The organism is Psychromonas sp. SP041, from assembly GCF_000470315.2.
Taxonomy (GTDB): Bacteria; Pseudomonadota; Gammaproteobacteria; order Enterobacterales; family Psychromonadaceae; genus Psychromonas.
Genome location: NZ_CBRF02000002.1, coordinates 146,116 through 165,226, shown reverse-complemented (window position 1 = coordinate 165,226; position 19,111 = coordinate 146,116). Strand labels below are relative to the sequence as shown.

Sequence of the window (19,111 nt, the reverse complement as noted above, 5' to 3'; positions counted from 1 at the left end):
AAACAAGCTAACTTCATAATACAAAATACAGCTTAAACATATTCCTCACCATGCTTGAGTCAATGAGTAGATAAGTAGATAGTTAGCTAGGTATATTAATAAATACATCGCTTAATGAACACGTCATTTACTACCGTAGTTTACGATGTGCTTTAATAAACAGCTAAGTGGCATAAGGTCAGCGTTAACCTTAATGCTAACTACGACTTAATAACTCTCCCAATCACGATATCGACTTTATTCTATTGATTTCATAACCTATAGCTCATAGCCCAAAGGTTAAAATGAATAAAATAGAGACACTGCTCGCATGACTTCACTCATAAAAAAGCAGACCAATTGGTCTGCTTTGAGATTATACCAATGGAATTAAATAAGTGATCAGAAATTGCGCAGGAAAAATTAACACTAATAAGGCGTGAGTTGTAGAAGATAGTTGTTCTCACTTCAAAACTCAGAACGCAGTTAGGGATGATTTTAACCAGCAAGAATGATCATCTTATTAATTCTTTTGGTATTACTTACTCTTTAACTTATAAAGTAATTGAATACGCCTAGTCAATGTCAGGCTAAATACTCAAATAAATTAAGCTAATTAAAGGTTAGTACCGCTTATTCGTGAGCAACCCAGAAATCGTAAACAACAACTTCACCGTAGTTATCTTCATCGTCAGTAGAACTGCCTTCTTCATCTGCGTTCGTTTGAGTGTAGTTACCGATTTTAAAGTATGACTGATCATAATTAAGATCCATCACATAGTCACTTGAACCGTCTTTCACTAAATATTTACTAGCATTACTTGCAGTATAAGCCGCGTTTAAACCACCGTCTTCACTGTAATAAACGTAATGTTTATCATTAACGACTTCAAAAATAACTTCATGAATGGTGCCTAACTTATAATCCTCTTTAATCGTTAGATTAGATCTTAACTTACCGCCATTAAAGCTTAAGAAAAGATGTTCACCTTCAAGCCTCAATACCATCGCATCATCAATACCATCACTTTTATTACCATGGATTTGAGTCGCCACTAGATGATCTTTTACAAGTGGTAAGTGTGTAATCGCTTGTTTAGAGTAAGCAACATGAGTACCGCTAGTCGTCCAGTAAATATCTGATTTACCATCTGTAGTACGTTCACGAAGTTCAGAACGAATATAGTCAGAGTTTGGTGTAGTCCCGTTATTTGATCTAACAGGCGCTTTAAATACAATGCCATTACCTGTGTCGTTAACATAGAAATATTCATTATTCGCTTTAAGAAGCGTTTTATCTTCTACACCATCAGGGTAAGTAATTTTCCATTGATTATAATTACTCATCAAATCAGATGGGTATTCAGCATTACCTGGTTCTATAGTCTCATTATCAGTGGGATCGACTGGGTCTGTTGGATCGGTTGGTTCAACTGGATCAACCGTTGAACCATCAGAACAGCCTAATATTTGAGTCTCTACAATACTATTCCATGAAGAGCCGGCTGAATTACCATTACCAGTCACACGAACATAACGTGCATCAGTATCGGTCACATCAATTGTTTCATAGCTAGCATCTGCGCCAGATGAAATACCACCAGATAATACTGAAGTCCAATCATTGTTATTGGTCGATGTATGAATATCAAAATACGAACTACGATCGCTGCCTTTATACCATTGTATAGCTAATTCTTTAACTGACGTTTCAGAACCTAAGTCATAAGTAATGGTTTTACCAACACCATTTGAAGACCAACGAGAATCATCTGTTGTATCTTTATCAATAGTGCTTTCAGGGCCATGACCGTCGTTAGTGCCATCGTCAGAAGCAGAAGAGATAACTAATGCAGCGCTACTTGTACATGTTTCACTGGTTACTGTCTCGGTCGTTCCTACACTTTCAAGCGCAAAATCATCAAAACGCCCTTCTTTGTCGTAGTAGTTACCAAAAATAGTAATTGAAGTAGAAGAGCCAGAGTTAAAAGATACAGAAACTTGCTCATAATCATTGCCACCGCCTGTTCTTGTATAACGAGTGCCGTCAACCGATGCACCAATTTTACCGTAACCAGCAATGTAAGCAGTTAAGACGTAATCAGTATTTTTTTCAACAGTAACATCTTGTTCGAATTTACCGCCATCACCTGTTATTTTAGCTGCTTTAGAACCACTACGCTCATCGCTAGAAATAGCAGAAGGATCAGTATCTACCCAACCACTTTTAAAGCTATCTTCAAACCCAGCATTAACAATACTAACTGATGCCGCATTCACTGCCGGAATAGCAGTTACTGATAATGCTGCAGCAACAAGAGCTGTTGTATATCTAAGTTTCGTATTCAATTTCATAAATATTCCTTTAATTTTTTCCAGTAAGAGCTGGTACTACACCGTCCCCCATTATTTAAATAAAACATGTCATCACACGATTTCAAACGCGGCGCTAAGAATTAAATATACTGAGATATTTAGCAACAATTAGTCCACCTAAAAGTAAAGACCATCACATTAATCATACTTTTAGAAATGACAAGTCACACTTTGACTTCTTTGTTCAATAATCACTTGAACTTTGAAATAGAGTTCAAAGCATTGATAAAGTTCAATAAAATATTTAATGTTTAATATAACCACTAAAAAGAAGGTAATCATTAAAGCCCTAAAATAATACTTATAAGGCGTATACTGGGGCGATGGGACATTAAAAACTAATGACAATAAATACACAAAAAAATTACTTCAATCTAATTTTGATAGACATAAAATAAGTATATCAATGGATATTAAATACGAAATAAACGCCCTTTTAATATCGAAAACGACAGAATGGAAAGCATTAAACGAGCACTATTCTGAAAGTGAGTGAAAAATAAAAGTATAAATAATAATGAGGTAAAGTATTAAATAAAACGCTGTTGAAACGTTTAATAAAAGGAGCCTGCAAAAATAAAACACATTGTAATCTGACGTAAAAATGGGTTATCAGCGTAATAGCATTATCCATAAAATAGATTTATCAGTAACGTTATTAAAATAATGTTATTTTTCATTCAAGATGAGTCATTTCTTATTCAAAAACAGTTGTATTTCATCTAAAAATAGCTATTTTTATTCAAAAATCTGTCACATTTCCGCTCAACATTAATCAATAAAACATCGCACTATAAATACCTTAATAAACATTTAATAAAGTATTGATATATATGTAAATATAATTTCTATTCTATTTCTGATGTTAAAAAAACAGATAAATTAATACCCATTAAGGGTAATTTGTAATATCTTTAAGATCACAGTTTTAGATTCTATTATTTTCAATTTTACATGTTGTTTTTCTGATCTATACTCGATTCAAGGTAATTAATTTAAACGCTAAATTTTCACTTTAAAGGAATATATGTGATTCATTCTATTGGTTTTAAACAACGTATAATGCTTTCTGCAACGTTGTTCGTTGCACTATCTTTACTAGTATCAAATTGGGTTTCATACTCAAACACGCGCGAAGAAAGCAAAATATCAGTTAATGACAAAGCAACTGAAGCGTTAGACTCCATCAAACAAAATATAAACACATGGCTTGATAGCAATAAAAAAGTAGTTGAGAGTGCAAAAGTCCTGTTAAACAGCAACGATCCAGCTAAAAAAATAGAAATTGCAAAATTACTTGTTGCATCAACTCCTTTAGATGCGGTCAACTTTGCAGATAAAGCTGGGATCACTATGGGCAATGGTGGTCAATTTGCTGATTACGATGCAACTCAAGAAGAATGGTATCAAGATGCTAAAGCAGCAAACCGACTCATGATTACCGATATCTATTTTGACAAAGGTATCTCAGATAAATACATGTTTAGCTTTTTGGATGTGGAAAATGATGGTGTCATCGGCGGCGATATATTCTTAGAAGCCGTTGACCCTTTTATTAAAAAAGTACACTTTAAAGGTGCTGTAATCTCCCTTTACGATGGTAACGGTGGGTTAATTAGTACCTCTGGTAAGGATGAGTTTGGTGCACGCATTGCTAATCAAGCACTGGAACAACAAGTATTAAATAACGGTTCAGGCGAGTTTACTTATCAAAAAGACGGAAACGAACAGCAAGCTGTTTACGCTAACATTGAGTTACTTGGTGGTAAAAAATGGCATGTAGTCATTGATATTGATAAATCGATTGCTTATGCATTTTTAGATGACCAACTTATGTCCTCTATTTTGACAGCTGCTTCACTAGTCATCTTAACGATTATATTGTTAATATTTACCCTAGCAAAAATTTACTCTCCAATTATTTCTTTAAAGCTCCGTATTGCTGACTTAGCTAAAGGTGATGCAGACTTAACTCAACGACTAAATGTGGAAGGTAATGATGACCTTGCTGACATTGCTCAAGGCGTAAACACCTTTATTAGCCAACTACAATCAATGATGAATGAAATTTTGACTTCATTGGCTGAAATTTCAAATGGTATTGAGCAACTTAATAAAGTATCAGCGTCTAATGACCAAGCTCTTAACGTGCATGCAGGCGAAACACAACAAGCCGTTGCGGCGATTACAGAAATGAGTGCTTCTGCAAATACCGTTGCTGACAATGCGAAACAAACATCATTCAGCACACAACAAGCCAGTGATGAAGCAGTGATATCAAAACAGTTAGTTGCATCATCTTCTGAAAGCGTACAAGCTTTAGTAAATGAAGTTGAAATTGCTTCTCAACGTATTAATACCATGCATGAAAATACACAGGAAATTGTCTCTGTATTAAGTGTTATTGGCGCCATTGCCGATCAAACTAACCTACTTGCATTGAATGCAGCGATTGAAGCAGCACGAGCAGGTGAACAAGGTCGAGGCTTTGCCGTAGTAGCAGATGAAGTTCGTTCACTTGCAGCAAGAACACAAGAAAGCACCGCCGAAATCAATGAGCTGTTAACGAAGCTCACAGATGATGCGGCATTAGCCGTTAATGCCATGAATACAACCAAAGAAAGCTGTCAAAACACAACGGATAATACCATCAGTGTAGGCACAGGATTAGACTCAATGGCAGGTTCAATCATCGAAATTAACGAGTTAAGTTCTCATATTGCAACCGCATCGTCAGAACAAAGCCAAGTGGCTGAGCAAATCAGTTATAACATGGCGTCGATTCAAGATATGGTGCATGAGTTGACACAAAACGGGCAATTAACCTCAGCAAGTACGGAGAGTTTATCAGCAGCTAATACACGCCTAGCAGACATGGTAAATCGCTTTAAGCTAAGCTAAGCCCACAAATAAAATACCGATGCCCCTAACGGATTAAAATCTTAATTCAGAGGGTTCATCGGTATTCAACTGCTTCGACAACTCCCAAAACACCTCAGCATTCACTTTAAGCACTTAAACAATCATCTCAATAATTACCTCTACGATCACTCCAACTACTTAAACAATCACATCAATAATTACCTCAACGATCACTTAAACGACTTAAACGACTTAAACAATCACTTTAATAATTACCTCAACGGTCACTTAAACGACTTAAACAATCACTTCAATAATTACCTCAACGGTTACTTAAACGACTTAAACAATCACTTCAATAATTACCTCAACGGTCACTTAAACGACTTAAACAATCACTTCAATAATTACCTCAACGGTTACTTCAACAAGGTATTAACCTGTTTACAGAAAAGCTTATTTCTTTAGAGTATTATCCTTAAAATTTATATTTAAAAACCTACTATTAAACCTTAATGTAACTAACGAAAGCTTAAACAAAGCCTATTCATTTTAGCATTGGAAAACTCAGCTATTTATTCAGATTACTGTTAAATGTTACTATGTAAAATCAAGGTGTAAACAATGGTTAACACTAACTTTTTATAAGGGTCATCGCCATGTCAGTTTGTTTACCAGCAAAATTTAGTTACCGAAATAGTTTAGAATGGGTCACTGCTTTTATCACTTGTTTATTAGTACTCGGTGTCATTCAGACATTTATTATTGGGCGCCACTTTATTATACCAACGGCTATTTTAGCGTTCGTAATATTACTCGGCAACCTAACTACTTATGCCTTTATGGGAAGATTATGGGCAAAAAAGATTGTTTTTTGGTTGTACCTTATTTTCACTAGCCACCTTTTCTTTGCTTTATTTTGGGCTAAAAAGTATCGAGAAATACTGGAACAAGCATTTGTTCCCTCTTTCACGATTACCTTCATACTATTCGCTTTTTTATTGATACAATACAATCGAAAAAATCGCCTTTTCATTCGTAGTAAATGAAAGTCATAAAAATAATTTAAATTTATTTACATAATTTTGCATCCAAAATGTATTGTCGATTGTAGTACCTATTAGCAGTAACAAATTAACTGTTTTTCACATTCGAAATCTATCAATTAATAGGGAAGCGACAATGAAAACTCAATACATATTAAAAGCACTAAAAATCACAGCAGCATCTGCTTTAATGGCAATAACAACACAGTCATATGCAGGTACTTTTTCTCAAGATAAATTACCAAGTGAAGTGCATGTACCAGCAGGAAATCAAGTCGCGATGTTTACTACTGCAAAAGGTAACATCACTTGGGAATGTAAAGCTGACACAATGGATGCAGAAAAAGCAAAATGGGCATTCGCTGGACCACGCGCGATTTTAAGTGATAATAAAGGCAACCATTTAGTCTCTTACTTTGGTCCTCCAGCAACATGGGAATCACTTGATGGTTCATTAATTACTGGTACACAGTTAGCTGTTTCACCTTCAGCGAAAGGCAGTATCCCAATGCAACTGGTTAAAGCTAATGAATCAACTCGCTCAGGCGCATTAAAAGATGTCACTTATGTTCAGCGTATCAATTTAAGTGGCGGCGCCGCACCTGCAACAGGCTGTAACATCGACAAAGTTGGACATAAAGTAGTGGTTAACTATTCTGGTGACTACCTGTTCTGGAAAGCAAAATAACCGACTAGCTCACCAAAAGAGCATTCAGTTTTCTTTTGGTCATAGAGTTTAATGGTTTTAAAGGCCCAGTTTTGTATACTGGGCTTTTTCATTAGGGAATACACGTGCCACTATCAACAGCATTTGATTACGAAAGTGTTCTGCAACAATGCGCTAAAGGTGAACGCCGCGCCTTAATGGAGCTCTACGAACAAGAAGCAACAAGGCTACTCACGGTTGTGATGAGAATATTAAAAAACCGCCCTCTTGCTGAAGATGTGGTTCATGATGCCTTTATCAAGATTTGGAAAAACGCAGGCACCTATAATAGAGAATTAGGCTCTGCTCGAGGTTGGGTTTATACACTCACACGTAATTTAGCGTTAAATGCCCTTAAATACAGTCAACGAGAGGTGCTCGCTGAACCCGACTTTCTACTCGACCTATGTAACGACAGAGTATTAGCGTCAGCTTGCCAACCTGATGACATAACAGACTTAGCAGATGATCCACTTCATCAAGCCTCACTGCAAACCTGTTTAGAGCATTTAGCGCCAGAACGTAAACTATGCGTATTACACGCTTATGTTGATGGTTACACACAACAAGAAATTGCCAAACTGCTTGATAAGCCTCTTGGTACCGTTAAATCATGGATCAAGCGCAGCTTAAGTGCATTAAAGGAGTGTTTACAATGAATAAAGACACCCATCATACTCCTGACATAGATAGTGACTTATCAGGGCAATACGTACTGGGCACACTCTCGCCAGAAGAACGAAGTGCTTTCGAACTTGAATTAGCTGGCAGTGTTGAACTACAAAAAGCTGTCAATCAATGGCAAGCTCATTTTTTATCGGTTACCGATAAGTTAGAGCCAATAACCGCACCTCAACCTTTATCTGCACGTATTGAACGTACCTTAGATGAGCTTGAAAAGCAGCCTAGCAACACGACAACATCAGCATCAACACCGAATGCATTTTTATCCTTCTGGCAAAACCTTGCTTTATGGCGTGGAATATCAGCGGCTTGTTTAGTTGTTGCGGTCGTCATGGGTATAAAACTACAAACTTTTGAGCCGACCTTAAGTGAGCCGACTTATATAGCAGTATTAGTCGCACCAGAAGACAAAACACCAGGTTGGGTAATACAGACAAGCCACACCAATCAAATGCAATTAGTACCATTAGGCGCAGTTGAAATACCAAAAGGCAAAGCATTACAGTTCTGGACAAAAGCGGACGGTTGGGATGCTCCGGTATCATTAGGGTTAGTCAAAAAAGGTGAAACGCTTAATATAGATATTAACAAACTACCAGCACTGACAGAAAATCAACTATTTGAATTAACAATAGAAGATGAAACTGGATCATCGACAGGCAAACCAACAGGTCCAATCACCTCAATCGGTCGTGGTGTTTCAATTTAAGCAGGGTAGATTAAGCCTCAGTGGAAGTATAAATCGACTGAGGCTAAAACATTATAAGACCCTGCCAGACCAGTGACTCCCTACTAATAATTAGCGTCAATTCAAAATTAACTTCATCATTATTCTACATACATTTAAAGAATAATTGCCTTTCTTTAAAATATTGCTTTTAAATGCGATTTACAAACACCATTAAAATAAATCATTGAATGTAAAAATTATATTTCATAAATTAATCAACTTACTTTCCTTTTAGATTTCATTTCTTTGTCATATTAACATCATACGATGGCTATATTCTCATTTGTAATTAATAGAATTTGACTGTATTTACTCTAAAGGAATAGCCCATGTTACGCTTATCTATTGCCCTCGCTTTAACGACACTGACCGCAGCCCCTATCGCTTTTGCGGGCAATAAAAGTAAAGTTGCAACAGAGTATGAAGCAATTCTCAAAACGCATGCTCAACTACCTGCGCAATCATTTATTCTTCCACCTAACAATTCAGCGGATTATTTTAACCAATCAGGGCGCTTTACATCGAAGGATAATCATCGTTCAGATGTACCTTATAGTATCTATGATGATGAAACAGACTTAGCTAGACCATTTCCAGGTCAACCATTACAAGGTTTTTCAGGTATCAGATCGCTCGGTGAGAATAAGTTTCTAGTATTAACAGACAACGGCTTCGGCACAAAAGCAAATTCCGCTGATGCAATGTTAATGTTTCATGAAGTTGAAGTTAAATGGAAAACAGGTCGTGTTGTCGTTAATAAAACAACTTTTTTATCAGACCCAAATAATAAAGTACCTTTTCCAATAACAGATGAAACAAGCGAACAGCGTTATTTAACGGGTGAGGATTTCGATATAGAGTCGATTCAACCCGTTGATGACGGTTATTGGTTTGGCGATGAGTTTGGACCATGGTTAATCAAGACAAATAAATTAGGCGTTATTCAAAGTGTTGTTGCAACTAAAATAGACAATATGTCGTATATTTCTCCTGATAATGCATTTATTAAACTTGCTAATCCAAACGAAACTGTACCTGAAATCAACACTAAACGTTCTAGTGGCTTTGAAGGGATGGCCATCTCAAAAGACGGGAAAACACTTTATCCTCTACTAGAAAAACCCATGGTAGATGCTAAAACTTTAAAATCAGAAACCATCAATGGTCATCCAGTTCTTCGTATTTTAACCTTTAACACTCAGCAACAGCAGTGGTTAAATACTGTTCGTTATTATCCATTAGAGGATCCTAACCATGCTATTGGTGATTTCAATATGATTGATGAAAACAGAGCCTTAATCATTGAGCGTGATAGTGGCCAAGGTGATGCTCGTGAAGGTTGGGCATCAAACCCAGCTCAGTTTAAACGGGTTTATCTCATTGATTTACGAGATAAGGATGAAAATAATGTACTGCGTAAAATTGCATATATCGATTTAATGAAAATCAAAGATCCTGATGGGATTGCACCTAGAGGAACGATAGAGGGTATTTTTAGCTTTCCATTTGTGACGATTGAAGATGTTGACCGTGTAGATGAAAATACTATTATTATTGCCAACGATAATAACTACCCTTTTTCAGTTGGCCGCCAAAAAGGACGAGCAGATGATAATGAATTTATTCTATTAGAGGTAGCAGACTTCCTCAAAGCGAAATAATATTTTGCTATAAACTATCCAAAACTTTTAATCATTATTTTTTAAGAGCTTAAAATGAAAAAGCCCTTAGCTTATTCGCATAAACTAGGAACTAGAATGGTTGGAGTTCCGGATAAACTAGCCTCTGCCGTATATCTTCATTCGCGTACTTCTGTAATGCCCTGCAATCACCAAGTGATTTAAATATTAAACTGAAAACCTAAAAATGAAAAAGCCCCTGTCTATAATAAAATAAACAGGGGCTAGAATGGTTGGAGTTGGCCGATAAGCCGGGTTCTGTCGTGAATCGTCATTCGTCTAGGCCTGCAATCACTCACAGGCTCAAGCAACCTACCCGCTTCCAGCATGGGCCATGCCTCAGGAAGCCTATTTGGTTTTGCTTCGGGTGGAGTTTACCTTGCACTAATGATTACCCACTAGCCGGTGCGCTCTTACCGCACCCTTTCACCCTTACCTACTAATAAATTAGCAGGCGGTCTCCTCTCTGCTGCACTTGTCGTTAGCTCGCGCTACCCAGGCGTTACCTGGCACCCTGCCCTCTGAAGCCCGGACTTTCCTCCCCTCTTATTCCCTAGATAGCAAGCTACCTAAGCAATAAAAGCGGCGACGATCTAGCCAACTCCGCGGCGAATTATACGGAAACCGTTATAGATAACAAGCGCTTTGAAGTGATACGAGAAAAGAATTATAAGTTCTCTAATCCCCATTTATATAAATCGTTTTTCTTAAGGTGGTGTATTTCAGCAGTAATCGCTGCCGCTTTCTTAAGGGGCAATTCTTTTTTCAATAATGTCAGCGTTTTAATCGCTTCTACTGATAATGCATCTTGGTTTTTAGCTGCGCCCGCGACCATTAATACAAACTCACCTCGGCAATGATTTGTGTCTTGTTCTAGCCATTTCAACATTTCGCCTGCTGGTAAGACGTAAAAAGATTCAAATAATTTGGTTAATTCACGCGCAACCACTAATTTTCTTTCAGCTCCCATGATATTTATTATATGTTTTACTGTATCCTGCATGCGGCGAGGAGATTCATAAAAAATCATAGTTTGTGTCTCTTCCGCTAATGCTGTTAATTTCTCTGTTTTGGCTTTTTCTTTCACTGGTAAGAACCCTTCGAAAGAAAAGCGGTCTGATGGTAAACCAGCAGCTGAAAGTGCGGTAATTGCTGCGCAAGCACCTGGTACAGGGACAACATCAACACCAGCTTCACGGCATTCATTGACTAAATGATAACCGGGATCACTAATTAATGGTGTTCCCGCGTCTGAGATCAGTGCAACGGATTGCCCAGCTTTGATTTTTTCAATCAATACGCTACCACGTTGACGCTCGTTATGGTCATGAAGTGGGAAAGTTGGTTTACTTATTTGGTAGTAGCTTAATAATTTACCACTATGGCGAGTATCTTCTGCTGCAATTAAATCGACGTTTTTTAATATTTCGACGGCACGGTAAGTAATATCACCGATATTGCCCAAAGGAGTGGCGACAATATACAATTTTGCACTTACTTCGTTATTTAATTGATTTTTTTCAGACATATTTGACTCTATTAAAGTGTTAAGGATTGTTTAACTAGGTCTGCAATATTACACTATAGGCATCTTGATACCTATCTGAAAACTTATCTTGAATTAGTTTGATTAAAAAGGACAAAAAATTGACCATTGCAAATATATCTAAACGTGCTGTACATTTTTCTTTTATGGCGTTGAGTATTTTACTCATTTCCGCTTGTTCTGGATTGGGACAAGATAAAAAAAATGCACCGACTCTTTTTACTGATTTTTACGAAACAGCTGAATATTTATTACAAAAAGCTGAATTAGAGAAAGAGCCTAAAAATACTGAATGGCAATTAGCTGCAGTACAAGCACTGACTAAGGAAAGTAAGTATGTATTAGCTGATTCAGTGATTGAGTACTTACAAAATAAAACGTTAAATACTCAACAAAAAAATCACCTCATTTTATTGATAGCTGATAACCAATATGCACAAAACCAATTAGGTAAAGCAATAGTTTCTGTTAAAAGCATTGATATAAGTGTGCTTTCAAAAGAAGCTAAATTACATTATTTAAAGTTAAAAATAGATCTGCATGTACGCAATAAAGAACATCAAGCAGCTGTGGATACATTGTTTTTATTAGCACCTGTATTAAAAAATAATGATCAGAAACAACAATATAATGATTTGCTATTAACCCAGTTGAACATGTTAGATACTGATGTTTTAAATGGCGTCGATAAAATATCATCAACAACTGAGAGTGATAGTTTCAAACAAGGCTGGTATGCATTAGCGAGTGTTTATCACCGTTATCAATTACGTACTAACCAGTTAATACGGGGTGTTGATGCTTGGAAACTGCTTTATCCAACTCACCTTGCATTAGCGTTTATGCCGTCGCAATTACTTAACCTTGAAGAAGCTACACCATACCAACCTTCTAAAATTGCGGTGTTATTACCTTTAACAGGTCGATTCAAGAAACCAGCCCAAGCAATACAATACGGTATTAGCTATGCGTTTTATAACCAAGCTGAAGCCCAAAAACAGTCACAGGCAGAGCAGGCAAATGGCGTAAACAATTCAAGTGTGATTACGATTGAGGGTGACGTACAAGAAGATAACTCTTCGTCTAATAACAGAGTAATTAATAGAGGCTTTACTACTGCTCCTCCTCATATTTTATTCCTTGATACGAATACAATGTCGATGCAAGAAATTGCAACTCAATTGCATAGCCAAAGTATCGACTTTGTAATTGGTCCTTTATTGAAACCGAATCTAAAAGCGCTATTACCGTTGGTTAAAGATATTCCAGTACTTGCATTAAATAGTTTCCCTACTGAAGATGGTAGTGCAACGTCATCGATTCATTATGCTTTCCCACTTTCACCTGAAGGTGAAGCGGAACAAGCCGCTGAAATGATTTTCCAAGATAAACATAAAAAACCTTTATTATTTGCACCAAATTCAGACTTTGGCCGTAGAACCTCAGCCGCTTTTGAAGCTCGTTGGAAAGAATTAAGTCGTTCTCAACAGGCATCAGGTAATGGTTTTGAACTGTACCCTGCTGAAACGCATTTTTTCTCTAAAAAGACAGACTATGCAAAGTTCCTTGCTAATGCATTACAAACGAACAAAAGCAACGAGCGTAACAGTCAAATGCAAACAATTTTAGGTAGAAAACTAGAGTCAGAAGTGAGAAGTCGAGGCGATGTTGATTCAATTTACATCATCAGTAAACGTAAGCAGCTAATGTTCATTAAACCGTTTATGTCGGTCGCTCTCAGCCCGTATGCAAAAGAAATCCCTTTATATGCAAGCTCACGTAGCCATGTGAAAGACTTCACTAATAGTCAAGATAAAGAGTTAACAGGTATTACTTTCTCTGATGTTGCTTTTTTAATGGAAGATAAAATGAAAATGAATGAAAAAGTGCAGTCGGTATGGCCAAGACAGCGCCTTAGTACTTTACGCTTATTTGCATTAGGTAATGACAGCTACAGCTTAATTGAACAATTAAAACTACTAGAAGTGATTGAAGGTCATACATACCAAGGATTAGTGGGCGAAATAACATTAGATGCACGCAATACGATTAAAAGTAAGTTAAGTTGGGCAACGTTTCAGGATGGTAATTTAGTTGAAGCTACCTCGCCTATTTCAAGCCAGTAACTCTATTGGTGTTCAATATGAGCAACAAGCTTTAGCGTTTTTAAAGGCGCAAGGTTTGTTGCTTGTCTGTCAAAATTTTTATTGTCGATTTGGTGAAATAGATTTAATCATGTCAGATGATGACACTTTAGTGTTTATTGAAGTAAGATACCGCAAGAATCAAGACTATGGTGGTGCAACAGCATCGGTTACACTACAGAAACAAAAGAAATTAATTAAAACGGCAAAACATTATTTATCGCAATTAGATAATGAGCCTTATTGTCGTTTTGATGTCGTTGCTATCAGCGAAAAAACAACACAGCCACAATGGATACAAGATGCATTTCAAGAGTAACAAGTCACATGATTAATGAAAAAATTCAAGCTCACTTTGCAGAGAGCATTCAAACTAAGATTGTTGCAGCAGAAGCCCTACCAGAGCAAATAGAAGCAGCGGCTCTATTACTTAAAGAGTGTTTAATCAATGGTCATAAGCTGCTTATTTGCGGTAATGGCGGCGCTGCGGGACTCGCACAGATATTCGCTTCTCATTTACTGAATAAATATGAAACAGACCGCCCTGCTTTGCCCGCCATCGCAATTACGTCTGATTCATCATTAGTGTCTGCGATTGCCAGTGACAGCCATTTTGACCAAATATATGCACGTCAGATTTCAGCATTAGCACAACCGGGTGATGTGTTAATTACAATCAGCCACGGTGGTAATAGCCGTAATATGGTCAAAGCAGTAGAGACCGCATTAAGTAAGAATATACAAATTATTGCGATGACCGGTGTTGATGGTGGTGAGATTGCAGGTTTATTAGGTGCAGATGATATTGAAATTAGAGCGCCAAGTGATAAAGGTGCACGAATTGAAGAGATTCACATGTTAGTAGTAAACTGCTTAAGTGATCTGATCGACCAACAACTATTTCCACAATATTAGGATAAATTATGACATTGAAGCCTTATGTATTTTCCGTTTTATTATCTGTTTTTATGCTGCAAGGTTGTGCCGGTGGTTTAATTGTAGCTGCGGGTACTGCAGTAGCAGTGAGCAGTGATGAACGTAGTATTTCACAATTAGTGAAAGATGATGATTTATCTGAAAAGGCAATTGATGCAGTCATCGCCTCAAAAGCTTATAACGACAATATCCGCATTAATATTATTTCAAACAATAGTTATTTGTTGTTGATCGGCCAAGTCGATACGCAAGCAAATAGTAACATCATTGAAAACGAGTTAAATAATGTGCCTGGTGTTGTGGGTGTTTATAATCAATTACGTGTTAGTAAACCGATTGGACTTGTACAAAAGACGAAAGATAGTTGGTTAACGACAAAAGTAAAAAGCCAATTAACGAGTCATGACAAAATTAATCCTTTAAAGATTAAAGTAGTGACTGAAAATGGCGAAGTGTTTTTAATTGGTCAAGTGACACAAGAAATGTCTGATTTTGCGACCGAAGTGACGAGTAATGTTGAAGGTGTTCAACAAGTGATCAGAGTCTTTGAAATCACACCAGTCAAAACAACAGGTTCATAAACCAATATTACCTCATCAGCTTATTTCGTTAAAAATATACCAGTTAAGTATTAAAAACACGTATAAGCAAGGCACAAAAAAGGAGTGATAAATCACTCCTTTTTTACATCAATAATAACTTTATAAATCCGTTAAAATACTACCTAGCATACTGCTTGCTAGCATCTTGCTTAACAAGCCGATAAACAGCCGTAGATTTACTTTTTAACTCATTACACTTCTCACACCAAAAACTCACTGCTCCGCACGCTTTTAAGCGCTGTAATGGCTGATGGCACTCAGCACAATCAACATGAACAATGAAATCACTATTACAATTAACACAGTGGCGTTTTAATTCCCCACTGCGTTGTAATTCTGATTGGCAATCAGTGCAAAACAATTGCATATTACTTTTTGTTTTTACTATTAGCGTAGTTACGCAGTAAACGTTGGCGTTTATACATTTGATGCGGCGTTAATTTGTTACGACGTCCTTCAAATGGGTTAGTACCTTCTCTAAATTCGATGCGAATCGGCGTCCCCATGATCTCTAATGTACGACGGAAGTAGTTCATTAAGTAACGTTTATAAGAATCCGCTAATTTTTTAACTTGATTACCGTGAATAACGATTAATGGTGGATTGTAACCACCCGCATGTGCATAACGTAATTTCACACGACGAGCGCCAACCATTGGTGGCTCATGGTCATCTGTCGCCATCCCCATAATACGCGTCAACATTGCTGTTGAGATACGTTTAGTTGATGAGGTGTAAGCTTCATCTACTGATTCAAATAAATGACCAACACCTGTACCGTGTAATGCCGAGATAAAGTGAATTTTTGCAAAATCGATAAAGCCTAAACGGCGATCCAACTCTGTTTTAACACGTTCTTTATCATACTCAGTCATGCCATCCCATTTGTTCACCGCAATAACCAATGAACGTCCTGAGTTTAGGGTATAACCTAGTAAGCTTAAGTCTTGATCTGCAATACCATCGCGTGCATCAATAATTAATAACACCACGTTTGAATCTTCAATCGCTTTTAACGTTTTGATTACTGAGAATTTCTCAACCGTTTCATTTACTTTTTTACGTTTACGAACACCGGCTGTATCAATTAAAATATATTCACGACCATCACGTTCCATTGGAATATAAACACTGTCACGTGTCGTGCCTGGCATATCAAATACAAGTACACGCTCTTCACCTAAAATACGGTTTGTCAGTGTTGATTTACCTACGTTCGGACGACCAATAAGTGCAAGTTTAATCGGTAAAGCTGCTAAACGCGCTTGCTCTTGTGCGATTTTATCTTCGTCTTCATCATCATGATCTAGTGCGAATTCATATTCGTCCACTTCGTCTGTAACAGGGTTTTCTTCTTGGAATTCTTCTAGTGCCGCATCAATCATTTGACGCACACCTTTACCGTGAGCAGCAGCTATATGGAAAACTTCACCTAGCGCAAGTGCATAAAACTCACCGCACATTGAGTCAGCATCAATGCCATCCGTTTTGTTGGCAACGACCATTACTTTTTTGTTTTGCTTGCGTAAATGCGATGCAATAGCTTCATCTGCAACTGTTAATCCAGCACGCGCATCAACTAAAAATAGCACCGCATCGGCTTCTTCTATTGCAATCAATGATTGCTCAGCCATTAATGCATCAATGCCTTTTTCATCACCTTCAATACCACCGGTATCAATAACGATAAATTCAAGTTCTTCAACTTTGGCTTGACCATATTTACGGTCACGCGTTAAACCGGGAAAATCGGCAACGATCGCATCTCGGGTGCGAGTTAAACGATTGAAAAGAGTAGATTTACCTACATTAGGGCGACCTACTAAAGCAATGACTGGTAACATATATTTTGTATATCCTTTAAAACTAAAAAAGCCCCATGCACAGCAAGGGGCTACAGTATAGCGTAAAAACGTATTAAATTATTCTACATTTAATATCGGTTTTTCAATGGCAATTAAATCACCACTGCGTGTTTGTAAATAAAGGTGAGTAGAGGTTGCAATAGGTTCAATATATAAACCATCAGAGTCTAGATCCTGTTGTGCAACAAATTGCCCTGTTTCACGGTCAATCCAATGTAGGTAACCTTCTGCATCACCCACAACGACGAAGTCGTTTGCAACAGTCACACCGGTTACATTACGGTAAGCTAACTCTTTATTAACCCAACGCTGTTCACCATCATTACGGTTTACCGCAAAGACATAACCACGATAATCAGTTAAGAAAATATCACGTCCTGACACGCTAATATCGTTGTAGCCCGCGTATTTTTTAGACCATAGTTGCTCACCTTTCAGTAAGTCTATCGCCACTAAATTACCATTGTAAGCGAGTGCGTAAACGATACCATTGACAACAACGGGTTTCATATCAGCATCAGCTAAACGATCCAACTCTGTTGCACCATAAGGTCTTGCAACAGGGATCTGCCATAACGGTTGACCAGATTCTAATAAAGCAGCAGAGACATAACCATCAGCTCGACCGTAAATAACACCGCCTTGTGACACACTTGGTGTTGCACTGCCGCGTAATGTTAATTTTGGTTGTGCGTTTGCTAACGTCCAAACTTCTTCACCTGTGCTGCTATCTAACGCGATTAGGTCACCACGTGATGTATGGATAACAACAAAACCATTGTCGTAAACAGGTTGAGCAATCACCTCACCAGTGACTTGACTTACCCATTTAATATCGCCATTTTCTGCATTTAATGCAAAAACTTGCGCATTTTCAGTACCGATATAAAGGGTATCAGCCCCTAAACCAATGCCGCCAGATAAACGAGCAGAACGATTCGCAATGTTAAGTTCATGGTCGTCTAGATCAATTGACCATAGTTTTTTACCCTTTTTAACAGAAATAGCTTTCACTTCTCCATCACGGGCAGCAACATAAACCGCTTTTTCATCAACAGCAGGTTGAAGTTGTGAGTAATACTTGTCCACACCACTACCAATACTTGTTGACCATGTGATAACAGGTTTGTACGTTGCTTGAAACTCTGGTAATTCAGCCATTTTAACAACGTCTTCTTCACTGCTGAAAATAGAACAACCACTTAAGATTAAAGCGCTGCTAGCAATGACAGTTATATTTTTAATCCATTTAATCATTATATTATCTCAGTTTATTGAGCTGCATCTAACTTAGGAGCAGGAGCAACTTCTACTTTAGCAACGGCTAGATCATCTAACTGTAATTGTAAGATAGGGTCAACACGACCTTCACTTGCATCAACTGCAGCTTGGAATGAAGCACGAGCAGATTCAATGTTGCCTTGTTTTAAGTAAACAGCGCCTTTACTTTGGTTAGCTTTTATTAAGAAGCCTTCTTCTGTAATGTTATTTAATGTTGACAAAGCAGCATCGTAATCGCCTAGTTCTGCATTGACACGCGCTAGACGTAGCTCTATAACAGGATTTAATGGTGCATATTCATTACTTGCTAATAAATCAGTTAATTGTGTTTTCGCTAATGCAAAATCACCTGCTTGAACTGCTTCTTTAGCTAATAACATAGCGGCTAATGTTGCGTAGCTATTACCTTTATTATCAGCAATAAAAGTTTGCATTTCTGTGGTGCTGTGTTCTTCACCTTTTGCATCATATTTAACTAATACTTGTGCAAATTCAGTTGATGCTTGCTCTTGGCTTGTTGACACGGTTTCACCGTAATAACGCCATCCCCATAAACCTGCTAAGCCAATAACAGCACCCACGACAAGCATGGTTCCATTGTCGCTCCACCACTTTTTAATTGCATCAACTTGTTGTTCTTCTGTTTCATAACCTTCAATAATATCAACCACGTGT

The 19,111-nt window shown here is 37.4% G+C and carries 16 protein-coding genes and 1 other RNA gene; 10 read left to right on the top strand and 7 right to left on the bottom strand.

What is annotated here, in order from left to right; translation table 11 throughout:
* Nucleotides 1-612 precede the first annotated feature (612 nt).
* Nucleotides 613-2,334 carry a polysaccharide lyase family 7 protein gene (locus tag SP041_RS02130; RefSeq protein ID WP_137297345.1) on the bottom strand — a complete coding sequence of 574 codons (1,722 nt, stop codon included), beginning with the start codon at nucleotides 2,332-2,334 and terminating at the stop codon, nucleotides 613-615.
* Nucleotides 2,335-3,384: 1,050 nt separating this feature from the next.
* Between SP041_RS02130 and SP041_RS02125 the strand changes: the two genes are divergently transcribed.
* From SP041_RS02125 to SP041_RS02100, 6 genes are all read left to right on the top strand, one after another.
* Complete coding sequence (locus tag SP041_RS02125) at nucleotides 3,385-5,256, top strand: methyl-accepting chemotaxis protein (RefSeq protein ID WP_137297344.1); 1,872 nt, start codon at nucleotides 3,385-3,387, stop codon at nucleotides 5,254-5,256.
* Nucleotides 5,257-5,876: 620 nt separating this feature from the next.
* Complete coding sequence (locus SP041_RS02120; RefSeq protein WP_137297343.1) at nucleotides 5,877-6,266, top strand: hypothetical protein; 390 nt, start codon at nucleotides 5,877-5,879, stop codon at nucleotides 6,264-6,266.
* A gap of 133 nt (nucleotides 6,267-6,399) precedes the next feature.
* Nucleotides 6,400-6,951 (top strand): DUF3455 domain-containing protein, encoded by a 552-nt coding sequence (locus SP041_RS02115; RefSeq protein WP_137297342.1) that lies wholly within the window; start codon nucleotides 6,400-6,402, stop codon nucleotides 6,949-6,951.
* Between the two features lie 104 nt (nucleotides 6,952-7,055).
* On the top strand, nucleotides 7,056-7,628 hold the full coding sequence (locus SP041_RS02110; protein WP_205961148.1) for a sigma-70 family RNA polymerase sigma factor: 573 nt from the start codon (nucleotides 7,056-7,058) through the stop codon (nucleotides 7,626-7,628).
* On the top strand, nucleotides 7,625-8,362 hold the full coding sequence (locus tag SP041_RS02105) for an anti-sigma factor (RefSeq protein WP_137297341.1): 738 nt from the start codon (nucleotides 7,625-7,627) through the stop codon (nucleotides 8,360-8,362). The genes SP041_RS02110 and SP041_RS02105 overlap by 4 nt, the downstream gene beginning before the upstream one ends.
* A 350-nt stretch (nucleotides 8,363-8,712) precedes the next feature.
* Complete coding sequence (locus SP041_RS02100) at nucleotides 8,713-10,044, top strand: esterase-like activity of phytase family protein (protein ID WP_137297340.1); 1,332 nt, start codon at nucleotides 8,713-8,715, stop codon at nucleotides 10,042-10,044.
* A gap of 249 nt (nucleotides 10,045-10,293) precedes the next feature.
* On the opposite strand, the gene rnpB is transcribed toward SP041_RS02100, so the two are convergent.
* An RNA gene (gene rnpB / locus SP041_RS02095) (RNase P RNA component class A) lies at nucleotides 10,294-10,667 on the bottom strand.
* A 62-nt stretch (nucleotides 10,668-10,729) separates the two neighbouring features.
* Entirely contained in the window at nucleotides 10,730-11,590 is an 861-nt protein-coding gene (rsmI, locus tag SP041_RS02090) for a 16S rRNA (cytidine(1402)-2'-O)-methyltransferase (RefSeq protein WP_137297339.1), read from the bottom strand.
* A 119-nt stretch (nucleotides 11,591-11,709) separates the two neighbouring features.
* On the opposite strand from rsmI, the gene SP041_RS02085 reads away from it, so the two are divergent.
* From SP041_RS02085 to SP041_RS02070, 4 genes are read left to right on the top strand one after another with little or no spacing between them, the layout of a single operon-like run.
* Nucleotides 11,710-13,734, top strand: a complete 2,025-nt coding sequence (locus SP041_RS02085; protein ID WP_137297338.1) for a penicillin-binding protein activator — start codon at nucleotides 11,710-11,712, stop codon at nucleotides 13,732-13,734.
* Nucleotides 13,703-14,071: a YraN family protein gene (locus tag SP041_RS02080; RefSeq protein WP_137297337.1), complete on the top strand. Its 369-nt coding sequence runs from the start codon at nucleotides 13,703-13,705 to the stop codon at nucleotides 14,069-14,071. Before SP041_RS02085 ends, SP041_RS02080 begins: the two co-directional genes overlap by 32 nt.
* An 8-nt stretch (nucleotides 14,072-14,079) precedes the next feature.
* Entirely contained in the window at nucleotides 14,080-14,667 is a 588-nt protein-coding gene (locus tag SP041_RS02075) for an SIS domain-containing protein (RefSeq protein ID WP_170968516.1), read from the top strand.
* 8 nt (nucleotides 14,668-14,675) lie between these two features.
* Nucleotides 14,676-15,269 (top strand): BON domain-containing protein, encoded by a 594-nt coding sequence (locus SP041_RS02070; RefSeq protein ID WP_137297336.1) that lies wholly within the window; start codon nucleotides 14,676-14,678, stop codon nucleotides 15,267-15,269.
* 139 nt (nucleotides 15,270-15,408) lie between these two features.
* Here the strand turns inward: SP041_RS02070 and SP041_RS02065 are convergent, their stop codons facing one another.
* From SP041_RS02065 to SP041_RS02050, 4 genes are all read right to left on the bottom strand, one after another.
* Nucleotides 15,409-15,657 (bottom strand): zinc ribbon domain-containing protein, encoded by a 249-nt coding sequence (locus tag SP041_RS02065; protein ID WP_137297335.1) that lies wholly within the window; start codon nucleotides 15,655-15,657, stop codon nucleotides 15,409-15,411.
* A 1-nt stretch (nucleotide 15,658) separates the two neighbouring features.
* Nucleotides 15,659-17,134 carry a ribosome biogenesis GTPase Der gene (gene der, locus SP041_RS02060; protein WP_137297334.1) on the bottom strand — a complete coding sequence of 492 codons (1,476 nt, stop codon included), beginning with the start codon at nucleotides 17,132-17,134 and terminating at the stop codon, nucleotides 15,659-15,661.
* 78 nt (nucleotides 17,135-17,212) lie between these two features.
* Entirely contained in the window at nucleotides 17,213-18,412 is a 1,200-nt protein-coding gene (bamB, locus tag SP041_RS02055; RefSeq protein WP_137297333.1) for an outer membrane protein assembly factor BamB, read from the bottom strand.
* 14 nt (nucleotides 18,413-18,426) lie between these two features.
* Entirely contained in the window at nucleotides 18,427-19,107 is a 681-nt protein-coding gene (locus tag SP041_RS02050) for a tetratricopeptide repeat protein (protein WP_137297332.1), read from the bottom strand.
* Between the last annotated feature and the right edge of the window lie 4 nt (nucleotides 19,108-19,111).

Coding starts and splice junctions, on each gene's coding strand:
- SP041_RS02130 (WP_137297345.1), bottom strand. CDS start 2,334: ATGAAATTGAATACGAAACTTAGATATACAACAGCTCTTGTTGCTGCA.
- SP041_RS02120 (WP_137297343.1), top strand. CDS start 5,877: ATGTCAGTTTGTTTACCAGCAAAATTTAGTTACCGAAATAGTTTAGAA.
- SP041_RS02115 (WP_137297342.1), top strand. CDS start 6,400: ATGAAAACTCAATACATATTAAAAGCACTAAAAATCACAGCAGCATCT.
- SP041_RS02105 (WP_137297341.1), top strand. CDS start 7,625: ATGAATAAAGACACCCATCATACTCCTGACATAGATAGTGACTTATCA.
- SP041_RS02100 (WP_137297340.1), top strand. CDS start 8,713: ATGTTACGCTTATCTATTGCCCTCGCTTTAACGACACTGACCGCAGCC.
- rsmI (WP_137297339.1), bottom strand. CDS start 11,590: ATGTCTGAAAAAAATCAATTAAATAACGAAGTAAGTGCAAAATTGTAT.
- SP041_RS02075 (WP_170968516.1), top strand. CDS start 14,080: ATGATTAATGAAAAAATTCAAGCTCACTTTGCAGAGAGCATTCAAACT.
- SP041_RS02070 (WP_137297336.1), top strand. CDS start 14,676: ATGACATTGAAGCCTTATGTATTTTCCGTTTTATTATCTGTTTTTATG.
- SP041_RS02065 (WP_137297335.1), bottom strand. CDS start 15,657: ATGCAATTGTTTTGCACTGATTGCCAATCAGAATTACAACGCAGTGGG.
- der (WP_137297334.1), bottom strand. CDS start 17,134: ATGTTACCAGTCATTGCTTTAGTAGGTCGCCCTAATGTAGGTAAATCT.
- bamB (WP_137297333.1), bottom strand. CDS start 18,412: ATGATTAAATGGATTAAAAATATAACTGTCATTGCTAGCAGCGCTTTA.